We start from the raw sequence: 17467 nt of genomic DNA, 5'->3' as shown, positions 1-17467 counted from the left end.
GTTAATCCTAGCTTTTCAGCGCCAGCACATCTTGCATGTCGAACAAGCCAGTCGGCTTGTCAGCCAGGAAGCGCGCGGCGCGCAGGGCGCCATGGGCGTAGGTAACGCGGCTGCTCGATTTATGGCTGATCTCGATGCGCTCGCCTATGCCGGCAAACAACACGGTATGGTCGCCCACGATATCGCCGCCACGGATGGTGGCAAAGCCGATGGTCGATGGATCGCGCTCGCCGGTCACGCCTTCGCGGCCGTAGACGGCGCATTGCTTCAGGTCGCGTCCCAGCGCGCCAGCCACCACTTCGCCCATTTGCAGGGCGGTGCCCGACGGCGCATCGACCTTGTGGCGGTGATGGGCTTCGACGATTTCAATATCGTAGCCTTCAGACAAGCTTTTTGCGGCCAGTTCCAGCAGCTTCAGGGTGACGTTCACGCCCACGCTCATGTTCGGCGCGAACATGATGGCGGTTTTCTCGGCGGCGGCGGCTATCGCTGCCTTGCCTGCCGCATCGAAACCGGTGGTGCCGATGATCATCTTGACGCCGTGTTCGGCGCAATAAGCCAGATGCTGCAAAGTGCCTTCCGGACGCGTGAAATCGATCAGGTAGTCGGCATTCGCCAGGCCCTTGGCCAGCTCCGATTCGATCAGCACGCCAGCGGGTTTGCCCAAAAAGGCGGCGGCATCCTGGCCGATGGCAGGCGAGGCGGCGATATCGAGGGCGCCAGCCAGCACGGCGTCGGGCGCATTGCCGACCGCTTCGATCAGGATATGGCCCATGCGGCCACTGGCGCCGGCGATTGCAATTTTCAGTTGAGTCATGTTGTTTCTCTTGCGGCTACTTATTTGGTGGGTTCAGCAACCGGTGCAGGCGCAGGGGCGGCTTCCGGCACCGGCGCTGGGGCAGGCACGGCTTCAGGCTTGCTCACTGGAATAGCTGGGGCAGCATCGGCCGGCACCGGCACGGCGCTAGGCGCCACCGGCGATGGCACGGCGGCGGCAGGCGCATCGACCTTGGCGATCTTGGCGAATGGCGACGGGCCAGCGATGCGGTCAATATATTCTTTCTCGGTCGGCAAATTGCCGCCTTCAAAGCGCGCTACCTTGCCATCCTTGTCAAAGTACACGACCACGCGGCTGCTGGTGGTTTCGCCATTGCCTCTGGCCAGGCGGAAAGGATAATCCCAGCGGTCCGCATGGAAAATATCGGTCAACAGGGAGGTGCCGAGGATGAAGCGGACCTGGTCGCGCGTCATGCCCACCTTCAGTTGCGCCAGCATTTCTTCAGAAACAAAGTTGCCCTGTTGAATCATTGGGCGATAAGGCGAGAAAAACCACATGAATTTCTGCAACGGTGTCACGGTGGTTGTTTGCGCGCCACTGTCGGGCACGACTTCCTTGCCTTCCTTGAGGGTCACAGCAGGCTTTTCGCCCAGAATGCCACGGCTGGCACAGCCAGACATTGTCAATGCAACACAGACCATGCCTGCCACGACTGGTGCTCGAAATGAAATACGGTGCCAGGGAGATGGCAATACAGCCGGTGTTACGCGCATAAATGACCTCAATTTGATGAACAAAACGCCAGGAGTGACCGGCCCGCCAAAAAATGCATATTTTGGCACTCCCCGCTAAAACGCTATATGATAAAGCACCTGACCCACATACGAGCAACAAACATGAGTAACAATCCTAGTGATCTCAAGGCAAGCGGCCTGAAAGCGACCCTGCCAAGGCTGAAGATACTCGATATCTTCCAGAGTAGCCCGGTACGCCACCTGACAGCAGAAGACGTCTACAAAATTCTGCTGGCCGACAATATGGATGTCGGCTTGGCAACTGTCTACCGTGTCCTGACGCAGTTCGAACAGGCTGGCTTGCTTAACCGCAACCATTTTGAAACAGGCAAGGCAATTTTCGAGCTCAACGAAGGTTCCCACCACGACCACCTGGTCTGCCTGGACTGTGGCCGCGTCGAAGAATTCTTCGACGAAGACATCGAAATCCGCCAGCAAAAAGTCGCCGAAGAGCGCGGTTTCAAAATCGCCGAACACGCTTTGGCCATTTACGGCAACTGCATCAAGACGGCTTGCCCGCATAAAGCAGCCTGACGCATGCCGGCCGTTCCTGCAAGGGGGCGGCTGGCGCAGTGCTGATACAGATCAGTGATGGCTCAATGCGTTCGATAACAGCTTGGCCGTGATATCGACAATCGGTATCACCCGCTCATACGCCATGCGCGTCGGACCGATCACGCCCAAGGTGCCCACGATCTTGCCGTTGACTTCATACGGCGCCGTTACCACGCTCATTTCATCCATCGGCACCAGATTCGATTCGCCACCGATGAAAATCTGCACGCCTGTCGCCTTGCTCGATACGTCAAGCAACTGCATCAAACCCGTCTTTTGCTCGAACATATCAAACATCTGGCGCAGCGAATGCATATTCGATGACAGATCGCTCACGCTGAGCAAATTGCGCTCGCCCGAGATCACCATGTCATCGCTATGGTCGGCCATCACTTCACTGCCCGCCTCGACGGCCGCCTGCATCAGGCAGCCCATGTCGTCACGCAACTGGCGCAACTCGCTTTGCAGGCGCACGCGCACCATGTCGAAGGACAGGCCGCCATAATTCTGGTTGATATAGTTGGCTGACTGCACCAGTTGCGCCGGCGTATAGTCAGCCTCCGTCAACAGCAAGCGGTTTTGCACATCGCCACCCGGCCCGACGATGACGAGCAGGATGCGTTTTTCGGACAGGCGCAGGAATTCTATCTGCTGAAACACCGATTCACGCCGAGGACTGAGCACCACGCCGGCAAATTGCGACAGCGACGACAGCATCTGGGCTGCATTGGCGATGGTTTTTTGCGGCGTCTGCAGCTGCAGACGCGATTCCACCAGATGCTCGTCGAGGTGCTTGACGGTCAGCAAGGTGTCGACAAAGATGCGATAGCCGCGCGGCGTGGGGATGCGGCCGGCCGAGGTATGCGGGCTGGACACATAACCGAGCTCTTCCAGATCCGCCATGATGTTGCGGATGGTTGCTGGCGACAGGTCCAGGCCAGAAATCTTCGACAAGGCACGCGAACCGACCGGCAGGCCGTCGGCGATATATCGCTCGACCAGGGCTTTCAGCAGTGTTTGGGCACGATTATCGAGTTGCATGGTGTTGTTTATCTAAACAATGTTCTGGTACGCAAGGGCAGCCTGGCGGGCCCTGAAGTAGCTATTATGCACGTTCGCCCGCCTTGCGGTCATCAATCTTCCAGTTGCCCCTGTAGCCAGAGCAGCAATTCATCAAAGTTGGCGCAAATCGCGTCGGGCTGCACGCCTGCAGCCAGGTGGGCGTCGCTGCCGCGGCGATTCATCCAGACCGCGCGCATGCCTGCATTTTGCGCACCGGTCACGTCGAAATACAGATCGTCGCCCACATACACCGCCTCGTGCGGCGCCACGCCCAGCGCTTCGCAGCCCGCCAGGAAGATCGTCGCGTCGGGCTTGGCCACGCCAAAGTCGGCGGCAGCGATCGATATCTTGAAATGCTGCGCCAGGCCGATAATGTCAAGATCGGCATTGCCATTCGAGATGGAACCGACCAGCAAGCGCTGTTGCAGCCAGGCCAGGCCAGGCAACACATCGTCATAGGGCGTGACCTGGTTGCGCGCAGCCATGAAATGCCGCAGCGCTGCATCGATCAGCGCCGGGTCTTCACCGGCCGCCGCGAAGGCCGAGCGCAAGCCAGCGCGCCGCACCTCGATCAGATTACCATGCAGATGCGGTTGTGCCTCCAGCAGAACCAGCCGCTGCTGGCGCATGCTTTCGATGGAAAATTGCTGCGCCACCCTGGGCGCGTGGGTAGTCAACCAATCATGCAGCAACACTTCCGCCGCCGCGATCACGGGAGCGATGGGCCACAGCGTATCATCGAGGTCGAACAGGATGGCTTTGGGCGGCACAATAGGTTTCTTATTAGTAACAGACATCGGATCATTCACAAAAGTGCCGCGCGCAACTGCGCAGCTGATGGTAATTGTCGCATTGATCGGGGCCGAAGGCATGCCTGCGTCCTCGACAAATGGGGATGAAATCGGCGCCCACACACGATTTGACGCGAAAAATTGTTACAGGGAGATACAAGGCGAGATCAATCAGCTTGCCAGATAGACTAAAATAGGCGCCATTCCAATGCGGCGCCAGCGTCCGTGTTGCGCTACCCTACTTAATTCGTTTTGGAGAATGTATGAAAAACTTGTACCTGCGCTCGATGCTGGCGGCGGCTTGCGCCGTCACACTGGCAGCCTGCGGCGGCGGCGGCGGCAATCTGTATCTGACCGGCGCTGTCAGCGGCTTGGCAAAAGATGGACTGATTCTCCAGAATGGCAGCGAAGCACTGCCGATTACATCGGGCGCCACCTCCTTCACCTTTACGACCCTGCTCAATACCGATGACAGCTATAACATCACCATCAAACAGCAGCCTACGGGCGCCGTTTGCACGGTCATCGATGGCAGCGGCAAGGCATCGGCCTATAGCGTAGGCCTGGCCAGCATCAGTTGCCTCACCAACCAATACACCCTGGGCGGCAGCATCACCGGCCTGACCACCGATGGCCTGGTACTGGTCAACGGCTCCGGCAAGAGCAGCCCGCTGGCCGGCAGCACCACCTTTGTCTTTGGCAGCACCGTCGGCGATGGCGCCCCATACAATGTGAACGTGCTGACCAATCCGCCGGGACTGACTTGCACCATCAGCAACCCAGTGGGCACCATGGGCTCAAGCAATAACACCAGTCTCGTCGTTGGCTGCGCGCCGAACTAAGCCTGGCACTGGCATCCTTATTTAATTGGAGAAATACATGAAGTCATTCAGCCTGCGCCCTTACATTGCGCTGCTCATTACCGTGGGCCTCGCCGCTTGCGGTGGCAAAGCCACCTACGACGTCAGCGGTACGGTTACCGGCTTGAGCAATAGCGGTCTGGTGCTGTCCAACGGCAGCGATACGCTCAGCGTGCCTGCCGGCGCCACCACCTTCACCTTTGCCAACAAGATCGATTACGGCGCAACCTATAACATCCTGGTGCAAACCCCGCCTGCGCACATGAATTGCAGCGTCTCTGGCGGTTCGGACACGGCTGGCCACTACGTCAGCATCCAGGCCAATGTCAGCTGCCAGCAAAATGTCTACACGGTGGGTGGTACGATTACCGGCCTGACCGTCGATGGCCTGGTACTGTCCAACGGCAGCAATAGCACCCCTCTGACCATCTTGAAAAATCCAGGCGCCGATCCGCTGGTCTTTACCATGCCAACCGCAGTGCCCGATGGTACATCGTTCGGCGTCAGCGTCACCACCAGCCCACCCGGCCTGTCCTGCTCCGTATTGCCGGATCCAGGCACCGGCTTGTCGACCGGCGTGGGCATCATGGGTGCGGCAGCAGTCACTTCCGTCAAGATTGCCTGCAACCCGGCATAAGAGGCCGCTCAGGCGGGCAGCGCATGGTCGCTGCCCGCCACATCACCAATATAGATAACTGATATTTGGAAGATAAATTGGAGTTATATGTGGCAATGCAACATAATGCATCTGTCTCCTCCAACTCTTCCAAGAATTGGATTTAGCCCGCTTTCACCAGCGGGCTTTTTTTTGCCTGAAATAATCAGGACTTGTTCAGATCAGACTTGAGCATTTGCACGATGCTGGAAAAATCTTGCTGCGCGTGGCCGGACTGGGCATGCATCTGATACAGCTGGCGCACCAGGCCGCCCAGCGGCGTCGGGGCGCTGACGGACAGGGCCGACTGCTGGGCCAGTCCCAGGTCTTTCAGCATCAAGGCCGTGCCAAAGCCGCCGCTGTAATTGCGCGAGGCGGGCGTACCATCCATCACGCCAGGCCAGGGGTTGTACACTTCCAGGGTCCAGTTGCGGCCCGAACTCTTGGCCATGATGTCAGACAACACTTTCGGGTCCAGGCCATGCGCCACGCCCAGGTTCAAGGCTTCGGCCGTGCCCGCCATCAAAATTCCCAGCAGCATGTTGTTGCAAATCTTCGCGACCTGGCCTGCACCGGCCTCGCCCGCGTGGAAAATATTCTTGCCCATTTTTTCCAGCAAAGGCCGCGCCTGCTGCAAGGCTGCTTCCGGTCCGCCGACGATAAACGTCAGGGTGCCGGCCGCCGCACCCGCCGTGCCACCCGACACGGGCGCATCGAGCATGGCAAAACCCCGCTTGGCAGCCGCTTCCGACACCTGGCGCGCCACATCGGCAGCGATGGTGCTGCAATCGATCAATAAAGTACCAGGCCTGGCGCTATCGAGCACGCCGCCTTCGGCCAGATACAGCTCTTGCACGTGCTTGTTGGCTGGCAACATGGTGATGACAGCGTCGGCCGTCTGCACGGCCGCACTGGCCGATGCAGCAGCGGTGGCGCCCGCCTCGACCAGCGAGCTCACGGCGGCCGGCGCCAGGTCGAACACGGAAACATGGAAGCCGGCGGCCACCAGGTTGCGGGCCATCGGCGCGCCCATATTGCCCAAGCCGATAAAAGCGATATGTTGCATATTAAGTCTCCTCGATTCTTTTAATGTAGGTCGGCCAGCGGATGCTGTGTCCACGGCGCGGCAAAATAGTCGTCCAGATACGTTGCGCTGATAGCTTCCAGGCTGGCAGGCAACCAGTGAGGCGCGTTGTCCTTGTCGATCAGCAAGGCGCGCACGCCTTCCGCGAAATCAGGGTGGGCGCAGCATTGCACGGCCACGATCAGTTCCAGCTGGAACACTTGCGCCAGGCTCAAATGACGGGTGCGCTCGCGCATGGCCCACACCAGCGCAGCCGAGGTGGGCGCGCCCTTGGCCAGCGAATGGGCAGCCTTTTGCAGCCAGGCCACATCGCCATCGTAGGCGGCAATCGCCGCCACCACTTCGGGCAAGGTCGGCGCTTGCGTCAGCGCGGCAATGGCGTCGAAGTTGGTGCGCACTTCGGACACAGGCAGCAAGGAGGCTGGCGCCGAGAAGCCCCGCAGCAAACGGTCCAGCTGCTGGTGATTCGCTTGCGGCGTGGCTTGCCACTGGGCCAGGGTTAGCGCCTCGAGCACCATGGCCCGCTCTTCCTGTTGCAGGAAATAATCACCGAGCCCTGCAAACAAGGCGTCGGCCGCGTTCATGGGAGCGCCCGTCAAGCCCAGGAACAAGCCGCTGCGGCCCGGCATGCGGCCCAGGAACCAGCTGCCGCCCACGTCGGGGAACAGGCCGATGGTAATTTCCGGCATGGCGATGCGCGTGCTTTCCGTCACCACGCGGTGGCTGGCGCCTGCCAGCAAGCCCAGGCCGCCGCCCATGACGATGCCGCCGCCCCAGACCAGCAGCGGTTTTGCATAGGTATGGATGCGGTGGTCGAGCCGGTATTCTTCCTCAAAGAAAGCCAGCGCCAGCGGGTTCGGCACGACACCGGGCTGTTCCACCACGGCCGCGCGCAGGCTGCGCACATCGCCGCCTGCGCAAAAGGCCTTGTCGGTGGACGATTGCAGCACCACGCAGGCGATGGCCTCGTCACCGGCCCAGCGCAGCAGCGCACCGTCGATGGCGCGTATCATGTCCAGGCTCAGGGCGTGCAGCGATTTCGGCGCATCGAGCGTGATGACGCCCAGCTTCATGCCGCCCGGACAAGCGCGTTCTTCGACGTTGACGGTATCGAGTAGGGTATCAACCATGGATTTATCCATTCTTCCACTCCGCCTGGCGTTTTTCCAGGAAGGCCAACACGCCTTCTTTCTGGTCTTGCGTCTCAAACAGGCCCAGGAACAGGCTGCGCTCGTCGGGCAAGGATTGCACCAGTGGCTTGCTGCGCGCGCCCTGGATCAAGGACTTGCACGCCGTCACGCTGCCAGGACTCTGGCGCGCCACCTTGGCCGCCAGCGCCAGCGCGGCCGTTAAACCCTGGCCGGTGGCCACCACTTCTTCCACCAGGCCAATCGACAGCGCCTTGGCCGCGTCGACCCGCTCGCCGCACAAGATCATGCGCTTGGCCCAGCCTTCACCGACCAGCCAGGCCAGGTGTTGCGTGCCACCCGCACAGGGCAGCAAACCGACCGAGGCTTCCGGCAAGGCCATTTGCGCATGCTCTTCGGCAATACGGATATCGCAGGCGAGCGCGCATTCCAGCCCGCCGCCCATGGCGTAGCCATTGATGGCCGCGATGCTGACGCCACGAAACGCGCTCAATGTCTCGAATGCCTCGCCAAACGCGGCCGCCATGTCGAAAGCCATGGTTTTGTCGCCGTCAGCGAAGACTTTCAGGTCGGCGCCGGCCGAAAAGAACTTGGCGCCACCGCCCGTGATCACCAGTGCATACACGTCCGGGTCAGCGTTCAGGTCGGTGACCAGTTCCTTCAAGGCACGCAGGCTGTCCAGGGTCCAGGTATGGGCCGGCGGATTGGCCAGCGTGACGAGGGCCGTGTGTTCGCGCCGCTCCAGCAGCAGATTGCTATAAGTTTTAGTCATCGTAAGGTCTCCGTGGCGCCGTCTTTCAAGATCGCTCGCGCGACGATCAGGCGCATGATTTCATTGGTCCCTTCCAGGATCTGATGTACACGCGTGTCGCGCACATGGCGCTCCAGCGGATACTCGCGGATATAGCCGTAGCCCCCGTGCAATTGCAGCGCATCGTTGGCCACATTGAAACCGACATCGGTAGCGAAACGCTTGGCCATGGCGCAATACGCGGTGGCGTCCGGGCTTTCCTGGTCCAGCTTCCAGGCCGCCAGGCGCACCATCTGGCGCGCCGCCACCAGGTCCGTCAGCATGTCGGCCAGCTTGAATTGCAGGGCCTGGAACTGGGCCAGCTCACGGCCAAACTGCGTGCGCTCCTTCATATAGGCTTGCGCGCGCGTCAGGGCGGCTTGCGCCGTGCCCACCGAACACACGGCGATATTGATGCGCCCGCCATCGATGCCCTTCATGGCAATCGCAAACCCTTCGCCCTCCGCGCCCAGCAAGTTGGCGACCGGCACTCTCACCTGGTCAAAACTGATGATGCGCGTGGGCTGGCTATTCCAGCCCATTTTCTCTTCTTTCTTGCCATACACGATGCCGGGCAAATTGGCCGGCACGGCAAACGCGGAAATACCGGCCGCACCTTCACCGCCGGTGCGCGCCATGACGATCAGCATATCGGTCTGGCCTGCGCCGGAAATAAAGGCTTTCGTGCCGTCCAGCACGTAAAAATCACCATCCTTGACAGCCTTGGTACGCAGGGAGGCTGCGTCGGACCCTGATTGCGGTTCCGTCAAACAATAGCTGGCCAGTTTCTGGCCCGCCGCCAGGGCCGGCACCCACTCGTCGCACAGGGCTTCCTGGCCCCAGCGCGACAGCATCCAGGTGGCCATATTGTGGATGGTGATGTAGGCCGTGGTCGAAGTGCAACCACCGGCCAGCTCTTCAAAGACGATGGCCGCATCCTGGCGCGACAGCCCCAGCCCGCCCCAGCGCTGCGGCGTGTACAGGCCGCAAAAACCCATTTCGCCGGCCTTGGCGATGGTTTCGACCGGGAAAATCGACTCCGCATCCCAGTGCGCCGCATGCGGCGCCAGCTCGCCTTCGGCAAACGCGCGCGCCGCCTGCTGGAACTCGCGCTGCTCGTCGCTCAGTTCAAAGTCCATACCCCCTCCTTACTTGAGGCTGATGGTGGTATTGACCTTGCCCACCGAAGCCGCATCCGTAAACCAGCGCTGCGTGACCGTTTGCGTCTGCGTGTAGAACAACACCACTTGCTTGCCGAACGGGCCCAGGTCGCCCAGTTTCGAGCCGCGCGAACCGGTAAAGCTGAACAGGGGCACCGGCACAGGGATAGGTACGTTGATGCCGACCTGGCCCACGTCGATTTCTTCCTGGAAATAGCGCGCCGCCGCGCCGCTTTGCGTAAACAAGGCTGTGCCATTGCCGTTCGGATTGGCATTGACCAGGGCGATTGCTTCGTCGAGGGTATCGACTTCGACCACGATCAATACGGGGCCAAAGATTTCCTGGTCATACACGGCCATGCCGGGTTTTACGCCAGACAGAATGGTCGGGCCGACGAAGTTGCCGTTCGGATAACCCGCCACTTGCACGTCGCGGCCATCGAGAGTCAAGGTTGCGCCCTGCTCCACGCCCTTGGCGATCAGGCCGAATACGCGCTCTTTGGCGGCACAGGAAATCACCGGGCCCAGGTCAGGATTATCCTTGCCCGCGCCCACCGTCAGGGTTTGCGCCTTGGTCGCCAGCTCCGGCAGCCAGTCGCGCGCCTCGCCCACCAGCACAGCCACGGAAGCGGCCATGCAGCGCTGGCCCGCCGCGCCAAAGCCGGCGCCCAGCAGCTGGTTCAGGGTCTGTTCTTTGTTGGCGTCTGGCAAGACCACCGCGTGGTTCTTGGCGCCCATCATGCATTGCGCGCGCTTGCCGTTCAGGCTGGCGCGCTGGTAGACATGCGTGCCCACCTTGCTGGAACCGACAAACGAGATCGCCTTGATGTCCGGATGGTCGCACAGGGCGTTGACCACGTCTTCGCCACCGTGTATCACGTTCAGCACGCCGGCCGGAATCCCCGCCTGCAAGGCCAGGCGCACCAGTTTTTCCGTCACCAGCGGATCTTGCTCGGAGGGTTTCAGCACGAAAGTATTGCCACAGGCAATTGCCATCGGGAACATCCACAGCGGTATCATGGCCGGGAAATTGAAGGGCGTGATGCCGGCGCACACGCCCAGCGGCTGCAGCACGCTATACGTATCGACGCCGCCAGCCACGTTTTGCGCATATTCGCCCATTTGCAGGGTGCCGATATTGGCCGCGTGCTCGACCACTTCCAGGCCGCGGAACACGTCGCCTTCCGCGTCGAGCAGGGTCTTGCCCTGTTCCATGGTCAGGGTCGCGGCCAGGTCGGCCATGTTTTCACGTATCAGTTGCTGCAGCTTCAAAAAGATGCGGGCGCGCGCGCCGATCGGCGTCTTGCGCCAGGTTTTAAAGGCGCGCTGCGCCGAGGCGATGGCCGCGTTGACTTCATCGGGCGTGGCGAACGGTACCTTGGCCAATACCTCCTGGGTGGCCGGGTTGACGACATCGCGCCAGACGGTGGTTTTTGATTCCACCCACTCGCCATTGATCAATAAGGGAACGGTCGGGATAGTGTTTTGCGTGGTCACTCTGTGTCTCCTGGTTTTAAGGATAGGTCTGTTTGCATTATTCGCACATTACCCCGTGCGAACAAGGCGTGAAAATGCGAGATAATGCAAAGCTGAATCTGTTAATCTGCAAATATTGTAAATTTGCAGATTCCACAAGCCGAGGAAGAGGGACAGTAATGGCAAAGGTTTTCATGGGCGTGCGCCTGCAGCGGCTGCGCGAAGAACGGCGCATGACGCAGGTGGCGCTGGCCAAGGCCCTGGGCATTTCACCCAGCTATCTGAACCAGATGGAACGCAACCAGCGACCGCTGACGGTGCCCATCTTGCTGCGCATCGGCAGCGTGCTGGGGGTCGATCCACAAATCTTCTCGGAACACGACAGCGCCAGCCTGGTGGCCGACGTGCGCGACGTTTTCGGCGAATTGCCCGACGCGCCGCCCACCTCGATGGCGGAACTCAAAATGCTGGTGGAAAACATGCCCGAGCTGGCGCGCTCGATCTTGCTGCTACAGCGGCGCTACCGGGTCATGGCCGAACGGGCAGATACCCTGGCCGCACGCCTGGACGATGGCAGCCGCGGCGCCAGTTCGGCCACGCCATCGACGGACGAAGAGGTGCGCGAATACCTGAACCGGCGGCAAAACTACATCGATGAGCTGGACCGGGCAGCCGAAGCCGTGGCCGAAGAGCTGCCTGGCGGCCAGCGCACCCACGATGCGCTGCAAGCGCGTTTGCTGGAACGCCACGGCATTCGCGTGCAATGGTCCGATGGCGACGCCGGCATGGTGCGCAAGCACCGCTACGACGCCCAACAACATATATTGTGGCTGCCCGACAGCCTGACGGGCGGCCAGCGCGCCTTCCAGATGGCGGCGCAAATCAGCCTGCTGGAACACAGCGCATTGATCGACGCGCTGGTGCTGGCGGCCGGCTTTTCCGGCGCTGGCGCACAAACCAGCGCGCGGCTGGCCCTGTCGAATTATTTCGCGGGCGCCCTCTTGATGCCCTACCAGCGCTTTTTGCAGGCGGCCGAAAGCCGCGCCTACGATATCGAACGCCTGGCGCACCAGTTTGGCGTGGGTTTTGAAGCGGTCTGCCATCGCCTGAGCACCATGCAGCGCCCCGAAGCAGCGGGCTTGCCCTTCTTTTTCGTGCGCGTGGACCGCGCAGGCAATGTCTCGAAACGCCAGTCGGCCACCGATTTTCACTTTTCAAGAGTGGGCGGCACCTGCCCGCTGTGGATCGTCTATGACGCCTTCAGCCATCCGGGCCAGGTGCTGACGCAGGTGGCCAGCATGCCCGACGGCTGCACCCATTTGTGGATTGCGCGCCAGGTCAGCACGGCCTCGCCGGGTTTCCGGGCGCCGGGAAAAACCTTCGCCGTGGCGCTGGGCTGCGATATCTCACAGGCGCACCGGCTGATTTATTCGAAGGGACTCGATCTGCACGACCCGGCTGGCGCCACACCGATCGGCACGGGCTGCAAGGTGTGCGAGCGGCAGGCTTGCCCGCAGCGGGCGTTTCCATCGCTGCTGCTGCCGCCGCCCATATCAGCCTGAATTACCTGGCGACCCGCGCGCGCAGTGCGTCGAATTCACGCGTGAAGTCAGCGCGCCAGTCGCGCCGCGTGCTGTCGTCGATCCAGGCTGCGTCCAGGCCGTTGAGCATGAAGCCGCGCATGTCGTCCAGGCCAAAACCGAATTCGCGCATCATCAGCCAGGCGCCCGTTGGCGTCACGTGGTGCAGGGTCGGATCGTCCGAATTCGGATGCAAGCGCAGACCCAGCTTGGCCATGGCACGGATCGGGTGATCGAGCGCCCAGCGTTCCGGCGCCAGGGTGCGCAGATAATAGGAATTGGTCGGCACGACCGTAAATATCAGGTCCTTTTCCACGCAGCGCTGCGCCAGTGCCGGATTGTCGACGATGGTGTAGCCATGGTCCATACGGTCCACCTGCAACAGGTCGACCGCTGTTTCCACATTCATCCACGGCATGCCGAATTCACCCGCATGCGCCGTGCATTTGAAACCGGCTTCGCGCGCGAGGCGGTAAGCATCGGCAAACAATTCTGGCGGGCGGTCGTTTTCACGGTAATCGATGCCGATGCCGATCACTTCGGGCGCGCGGTAGGCCTTCATCCACTCCACCATCTGCACCGCTTCGGCCGGACTGGCTTCACGGTCGATGCTGGGGATCAAACGGCCAACCACGCCGAAATCGCGCTGCGCATCCCGGATGGCCGCCACGATGGCGTCTTGCGCCGATTCGTAGCGTATGCCCGATACGCGCACGGTGCCGGTGGGGTTCCAGAAAAACTCGGCATAACGCACATTGTGGCTGTGCGCGTCTTCCAGGTATTCATAGGCCAGGCAATACAGGTCGGTTGGCGAGATGATCAGGTGTGCATCGAGCGCCCGCAGCACGCGCAGCACGCCAACCGGTTTGTCGCCACGGGTATAAAAAGCGTCGATTTCTTCAGGCGTGACGACGTTGCCGCTCTTCGCGGCCAGCGCGCGGAAGGTGGCCTGGCGCACCGTGCCGAACAGGTGGCAATGCAGCTCCACCTTGGGCATGGCGTGGACAAACTCTTCGATAGTCAAGGAAGTGGCAGGCAAAATGTCGGTGCTCATGAAACTCGATTCGTTAAGAGTAAAGGGCGTACAGCAGGATCACAGCAAGATCGCCGTCAGGCGGCGCATCAATCGCTCGATGGCTTGCGGCCCATCGGCCAGCATCGCCACCTGCGTATTGATGGGCGCGCGGCGCGGCACGCGGAATTCACACACCGTCATGCCGCGTGTCAGCTCGCCCTGCAATTCGACGGCCACGTGGGCCGGCTGGAACTGGAACAGCTGCGGCGCTTCCAGGTACAGGGCTACCACCGGGTCGTACATGGGCATGGGCACGGAACCGTCGGCACTGCGGATGCGCACATAGGCTTCCAGGTAGCCGGCCAGCGTCAAGGCACGCGGCGTGGCGATGGTGCGCAGGCGCTCCACTTCCACTTTCGTCACCAGCAGCTGGCGGCACAAATTCAAACCGAACATGCGCAGCGGAATACCGGCCTGGAAGACTTGCGCGGCCGCTTCCGGGTCGGAATAAATATTGAATTCGGCGGCCGCCGTATGGTTGCCCTGGTCGGTCGAGCCGCCCATCAAAATGATTTCCACGATCTTGCCGGCGATATCAGGCGCCTTGCTCAGCGCCGTGGCCAGATTGGTCATCGGTGCGATCGCCAGTATCGTGATCTGGCCCGCATTAGCGCGTACCGCCTCTATCAGCGCATCGACGGCGTGGCCGGGCGCATCGCTGGCCGCGCCGGGCGGCAAGGGCGTGCCGGTGGTCGGCATGCCGGTGTCGCCCAGGATGCGCTGCGCCGTTTCGATCTCGCCCACCAGCGGCTGCTCGCAACCGCGGTAGATCGGTACCGTCAAACCGTCATTGGCCTTGATGCGCAAGGCGTTGTCATAGGTGATGGCGACTGGCGCATTACCGGTCGCCACGCTCACGCCCAGCCATTCGATATCGGGATTGCTACCCAATAGCAGCATCGTCAGCCAGTCGTCAAAACCGGGATCGGTATCGAGCCAAATCTTTTTCAGGGTCTTGTCCATGGAGTGTCCAGTCGCATCAAAAGAAAAATCAGGCCTGCAGGCTCAGGGCGCTATCGGCAGGCAGCGCAAAGCTGACCGCCGTGCCTTCGCGCCAGGCGGCGGAGGCGGCAGTGCTGATGCCCTTGACGTTGCCCAGCGGCGTGTCGAGCAGGTATTCCACCGTATCGCCCAGGAAGCCGCGCGCCAGCACCGTGCCCGGATACTGGCCAGCCGCATCGTCGGCGGCGCACACGCGCACCTTGTCCGGGCGCCAGCCCAGCACCGTGGTGCCAGCTGGCACCGGCGTGGCATACGGCAGGCGCGTATCGCCGTGGCATAGTGCGCCGTCACGGTAATCGAACAGGTTTTCCACGCCCATAAAGTTGGCCACGAAACGCGACGATGGCGTATTGAACACGGCTTCCGGCACATCCAACTGCTCGATGCGGCCGCCATTCATGACCACGATACGGTCGGACAAAGCCAGCGCTTCTTCCTGGTCATGCGTCACGTACAGCATGGTGATGCCCAGTTCGCGCTGGATGCGGCGCAGCTCGGCGCGCATCTGCACGCGCAGCTTGGCGTCCAGGTTAGACAATGGTTCATCGAGCAGCAGCAAGGCAGGTTCGACCACGATGGCGCGCGCCAGCGCCACGCGCTGCTGCTGGCCACCGGACATCTGCGCCGGCAAACGGGTCTCGAAACCGGCCAGGCCCACGGCGGCGATCACCGCTTCGACACGGGTCTTCAGTTCGGCGGCCGGCACCTTGCGCAGGCGCAAACCGAAAGCCACGTTGTCGTACACATTCAGGTGCGGGAACAGCGCGTACGACTGGAACACCATACCGATATTGCGTTTATTTGGCGGCAGCTTGCCGATGTCGCGGCCATTCAAAATGATGCTGCCCGACTGCAGCGGCATCAGGCCGGCAACGGCGCGCATGGTGGTGGTCTTGCCGCAGCCGCTGGGGCCCAGCAGCGAGATCAGTTCGCCCTGCTCCACGTGCAGGTCCAGGTCTTTCACCGAGGTGGTGTTCTTTGCGTAGCCGAGGTTCAGCTTGTGCAGTTCCAGATAACTCATGGTGTCCTTACATGTATTTTGAAATGCCCAGCACCTTCTCGGTCACCAGCACGAAAGCCATGGTGAACAGGACCAGCAAGGTGGAGATGGCGGCGATCGACGGATCGAAGCTGTTTTCCATATGGCCCAGCATCTCGATCGGCAAGGTGCTGATGCCGGGGCCCGTCAGGAACAGCGAGACGGGCACCTGGTTGAACGAGGTGACAAAGGCCAGGAAGAAGGCGGCGATCACGGCGTTGCGTATATTGGGCAGCACGATCATGGCGAAGGTGCGCAGGCGCGACGCGCCCAGGGTGATGGCTGCATCTTCGATATCGACCCGCAGGTTGACCAGGCTGGCGTACACCACCCGTACCGCATAGGGAATCAGCAGCGCGATATGGCCGATCAACAGGCCCAGGTAGACAGGCGCATTAATCGTCAGCACCAGGTGATTCAACAGGCCCAGGCCGACCAGAATAGCGGGGATGATCAGTGGCGAGGTCAGCACCTGGCGGATCACGCCTATGCCCGGCGGCGGCATGCGCGAAAACGCATACGCGACCGGGATGCCCAGCGCCAGCGCGACCACGGTGGCGATCAGGCCGATTTCCAGGCTGGTCTGGAAGGCGCGGCGAAATTCCGGCGCGGCCCAGACTTCAAAGATCCAGCGCAGCGAATACGATGGCGGCGGAAACACCATGGTTTCGCCGCCGGAAAAACCGGCCAGCACCACGATGGCGAATGGCCCCAGCAGGAACAAAAATACCAGCCACAGCATCAAACGCGATAACAGACTTTGCTTCATACAGAACTCCGGCTAGACGAGATACGTTTGAGGACCGCATTCACCAGCAGGGTCATGCAAACCAGGATGACGGCGATCACGTTGGCAGCGCCAAAATCGCTCTCCACGCTGACCTTTTGATACAGCAGGGTTTCCAGCATCAGCACCTTGGTGCCGCCCAGCAGGGCCGGCGTGACATAGGCGGTAACGCAGCCCGTAAATACCAGGGTGCCGCCGACGACCAGGCCTTCCTGCGTCAGCGGCAGGGTGACCTTGCAAAATACTTGCCAGGGATTGGCGCCCAGGGTGGCGGCAGCCGGCTCCACGTCGCGCGGCAGGTTTTCCAGCGCGCCGGACAGCGACATCAGCATCAGCGGCAGCAGCAGTTGCAGCAAGCCGACAAACACGGCAAATTCGCTGAACAGCAGCCGCAGCGGTTCATCGGTAAAACCCATGCTGACCAGCGCCGCGTTGACGGCGCCGTTACGGCCCAGCAGCACGATCCAGGCATAGGTACGGGCAATCGGCGAGACCATCAAAGGCAAAATCATCATGCCGACCACCATGCCGCGCCAGCGTGGCGAGACCTTGGCGATCGCCTGCGCGGCCGGATAGCCCAGGATCACGGACGCCAGTGTCACCAGCGCGGCGATGCGCAGGGTGCGCCAGAAGATGGTGCGGTTGAACTCTTCCGAAAAGAAGGCGATAAAGCGGTCTAAGCCCCATTGCATGCCGTCGCCGACACGGAAGGCGTCGACCAGCAGCGCCAGCACGGGCAGCAGGAAGCAGACGACGATAAAGATCAGCGCCGGCAGGACCAGCAGCAGGCCCAGGCGTTTTTTAGGATCAGCAAACATGCGGTTCTCTCTT

The 17467-nt window shown here is 61.3% G+C and carries 18 protein-coding genes; 4 read left to right on the top strand and 14 right to left on the bottom strand.

Annotated elements, in window-relative coordinates:
* Positions 1 to 7: 7 nt before the first annotated feature.
* Together dapB and HDE72_RS15235 are read right to left on the bottom strand one after the other, a co-directional pair.
* Entirely contained in the window at positions 8 to 817 is an 810-nt protein-coding gene (gene dapB, locus HDE72_RS15240) for a 4-hydroxy-tetrahydrodipicolinate reductase (protein ID WP_183742350.1), read from the bottom strand.
* A 20-nt stretch (positions 818 to 837) separates the two neighbouring features.
* Positions 838 to 1458 carry an outer membrane protein assembly factor BamE domain-containing protein gene (locus HDE72_RS15235; RefSeq protein ID WP_260176714.1) on the bottom strand — a complete coding sequence of 207 codons (621 nt, stop codon included), beginning with the start codon at positions 1456 to 1458 and terminating at the stop codon, positions 838 to 840.
* 216 nt (positions 1459 to 1674) lie between these two features.
* On the opposite strand from HDE72_RS15235, the gene fur reads away from it, so the two are divergent.
* Complete coding sequence (gene fur, locus HDE72_RS15230; protein WP_183742346.1) at positions 1675 to 2106, top strand: ferric iron uptake transcriptional regulator; 432 nt, start codon at positions 1675 to 1677, stop codon at positions 2104 to 2106.
* Between the two features lie 51 nt (positions 2107 to 2157).
* On the opposite strand, the gene hrcA is transcribed toward fur, so the two are convergent.
* Together hrcA and HDE72_RS15220 are read right to left on the bottom strand one after the other, a co-directional pair.
* Positions 2158 to 3168 carry a heat-inducible transcriptional repressor HrcA gene (gene hrcA, locus HDE72_RS15225; protein ID WP_183742344.1) on the bottom strand — a complete coding sequence of 337 codons (1011 nt, stop codon included), beginning with the start codon at positions 3166 to 3168 and terminating at the stop codon, positions 2158 to 2160.
* 92 nt (positions 3169 to 3260) lie between these two features.
* Complete coding sequence (locus HDE72_RS15220; protein WP_183742342.1) at positions 3261 to 3986, bottom strand: HAD family hydrolase; 726 nt, start codon at positions 3984 to 3986, stop codon at positions 3261 to 3263.
* A 257-nt stretch (positions 3987 to 4243) separates the two neighbouring features.
* On the opposite strand from HDE72_RS15220, the gene HDE72_RS15215 reads away from it, so the two are divergent.
* Together HDE72_RS15215 and HDE72_RS15210 are read left to right on the top strand one after the other, a co-directional pair.
* On the top strand, positions 4244 to 4822 hold the full coding sequence (locus HDE72_RS15215) for a hypothetical protein (RefSeq protein ID WP_183742340.1): 579 nt from the start codon (positions 4244 to 4246) through the stop codon (positions 4820 to 4822).
* 37 nt (positions 4823 to 4859) lie between these two features.
* Positions 4860 to 5477, top strand: coding sequence for a hypothetical protein (locus HDE72_RS15210; RefSeq protein WP_183742338.1), 618 nt, complete (start codon positions 4860 to 4862; stop codon positions 5475 to 5477).
* A 184-nt stretch (positions 5478 to 5661) separates the two neighbouring features.
* Here HDE72_RS15210 and mmsB read toward each other — a convergent pair whose 3' ends face one another.
* From mmsB to HDE72_RS15185, 5 genes are read right to left on the bottom strand one after another with little or no spacing between them, the layout of a single operon-like run.
* Complete coding sequence (gene mmsB / locus HDE72_RS15205) at positions 5662 to 6561, bottom strand: 3-hydroxyisobutyrate dehydrogenase (RefSeq protein ID WP_183742336.1); 900 nt, start codon at positions 6559 to 6561, stop codon at positions 5662 to 5664.
* Positions 6562 to 6581: 20 nt separating this feature from the next.
* Complete coding sequence (locus tag HDE72_RS15200; RefSeq protein ID WP_183742334.1) at positions 6582 to 7709, bottom strand: enoyl-CoA hydratase/isomerase family protein; 1128 nt, start codon at positions 7707 to 7709, stop codon at positions 6582 to 6584.
* A gap of 4 nt (positions 7710 to 7713) precedes the next feature.
* On the bottom strand, positions 7714 to 8499 hold the full coding sequence (locus HDE72_RS15195; protein WP_183742332.1) for an enoyl-CoA hydratase: 786 nt from the start codon (positions 8497 to 8499) through the stop codon (positions 7714 to 7716).
* Complete coding sequence (locus tag HDE72_RS15190) at positions 8496 to 9656, bottom strand: acyl-CoA dehydrogenase family protein (RefSeq protein ID WP_183742330.1); 1161 nt, start codon at positions 9654 to 9656, stop codon at positions 8496 to 8498. Before HDE72_RS15190 ends, HDE72_RS15195 begins: the two co-directional genes overlap by 4 nt.
* 9 nt (positions 9657 to 9665) lie before the next feature.
* Positions 9666 to 11174, bottom strand: a complete 1509-nt coding sequence (locus HDE72_RS15185; protein ID WP_183742328.1) for a CoA-acylating methylmalonate-semialdehyde dehydrogenase — start codon at positions 11172 to 11174, stop codon at positions 9666 to 9668.
* 158 nt (positions 11175 to 11332) lie between these two features.
* Between HDE72_RS15185 and HDE72_RS15180 the strand changes: the two genes are divergently transcribed.
* Positions 11333 to 12715, top strand: a complete 1383-nt coding sequence (locus HDE72_RS15180; protein WP_183742326.1) for a short-chain fatty acyl-CoA regulator family protein — start codon at positions 11333 to 11335, stop codon at positions 12713 to 12715.
* A gap of 1 nt (position 12716) precedes the next feature.
* On the opposite strand, the gene HDE72_RS15175 is transcribed toward HDE72_RS15180, so the two are convergent.
* Genes HDE72_RS15175 through HDE72_RS15155 form a run of 5 tightly spaced genes read right to left on the bottom strand, consistent with a single transcriptional unit; the run spans position 12717 to position 17454 of the window.
* Positions 12717 to 13787: an adenosine deaminase family protein gene (locus HDE72_RS15175; protein WP_183742324.1), complete on the bottom strand. Its 1071-nt coding sequence runs from the start codon at positions 13785 to 13787 to the stop codon at positions 12717 to 12719.
* 39 nt (positions 13788 to 13826) lie between these two features.
* Positions 13827 to 14771, bottom strand: coding sequence for a nucleoside hydrolase (locus tag HDE72_RS15170; protein WP_260176712.1), 945 nt, complete (start codon positions 14769 to 14771; stop codon positions 13827 to 13829).
* Between the two features lie 28 nt (positions 14772 to 14799).
* Positions 14800 to 15831, bottom strand: coding sequence for an ABC transporter ATP-binding protein (locus HDE72_RS15165; protein WP_183742322.1), 1032 nt, complete (start codon positions 15829 to 15831; stop codon positions 14800 to 14802).
* A 7-nt stretch (positions 15832 to 15838) separates the two neighbouring features.
* Positions 15839 to 16618 (bottom strand): ABC transporter permease, encoded by a 780-nt coding sequence (locus HDE72_RS15160; protein WP_183742320.1) that lies wholly within the window; start codon positions 16616 to 16618, stop codon positions 15839 to 15841.
* Entirely contained in the window at positions 16615 to 17454 is an 840-nt protein-coding gene (locus tag HDE72_RS15155; RefSeq protein ID WP_183742318.1) for an ABC transporter permease, read from the bottom strand. The genes HDE72_RS15160 and HDE72_RS15155 overlap by 4 nt, the downstream gene beginning before the upstream one ends.
* Positions 17455 to 17467: the final 13 nt, after the last annotated feature.

Origin of the sequence: Janthinobacterium saanense (assembly GCF_014200675.1) — a bacterium.
Classification (GTDB): domain Bacteria; phylum Pseudomonadota; class Gammaproteobacteria; order Burkholderiales; family Burkholderiaceae_D; genus Janthinobacterium.
The sequence above is the reverse complement of the archived record's forward strand: the minus strand, read 5'-3'. Positions and strand labels throughout refer to the sequence as shown.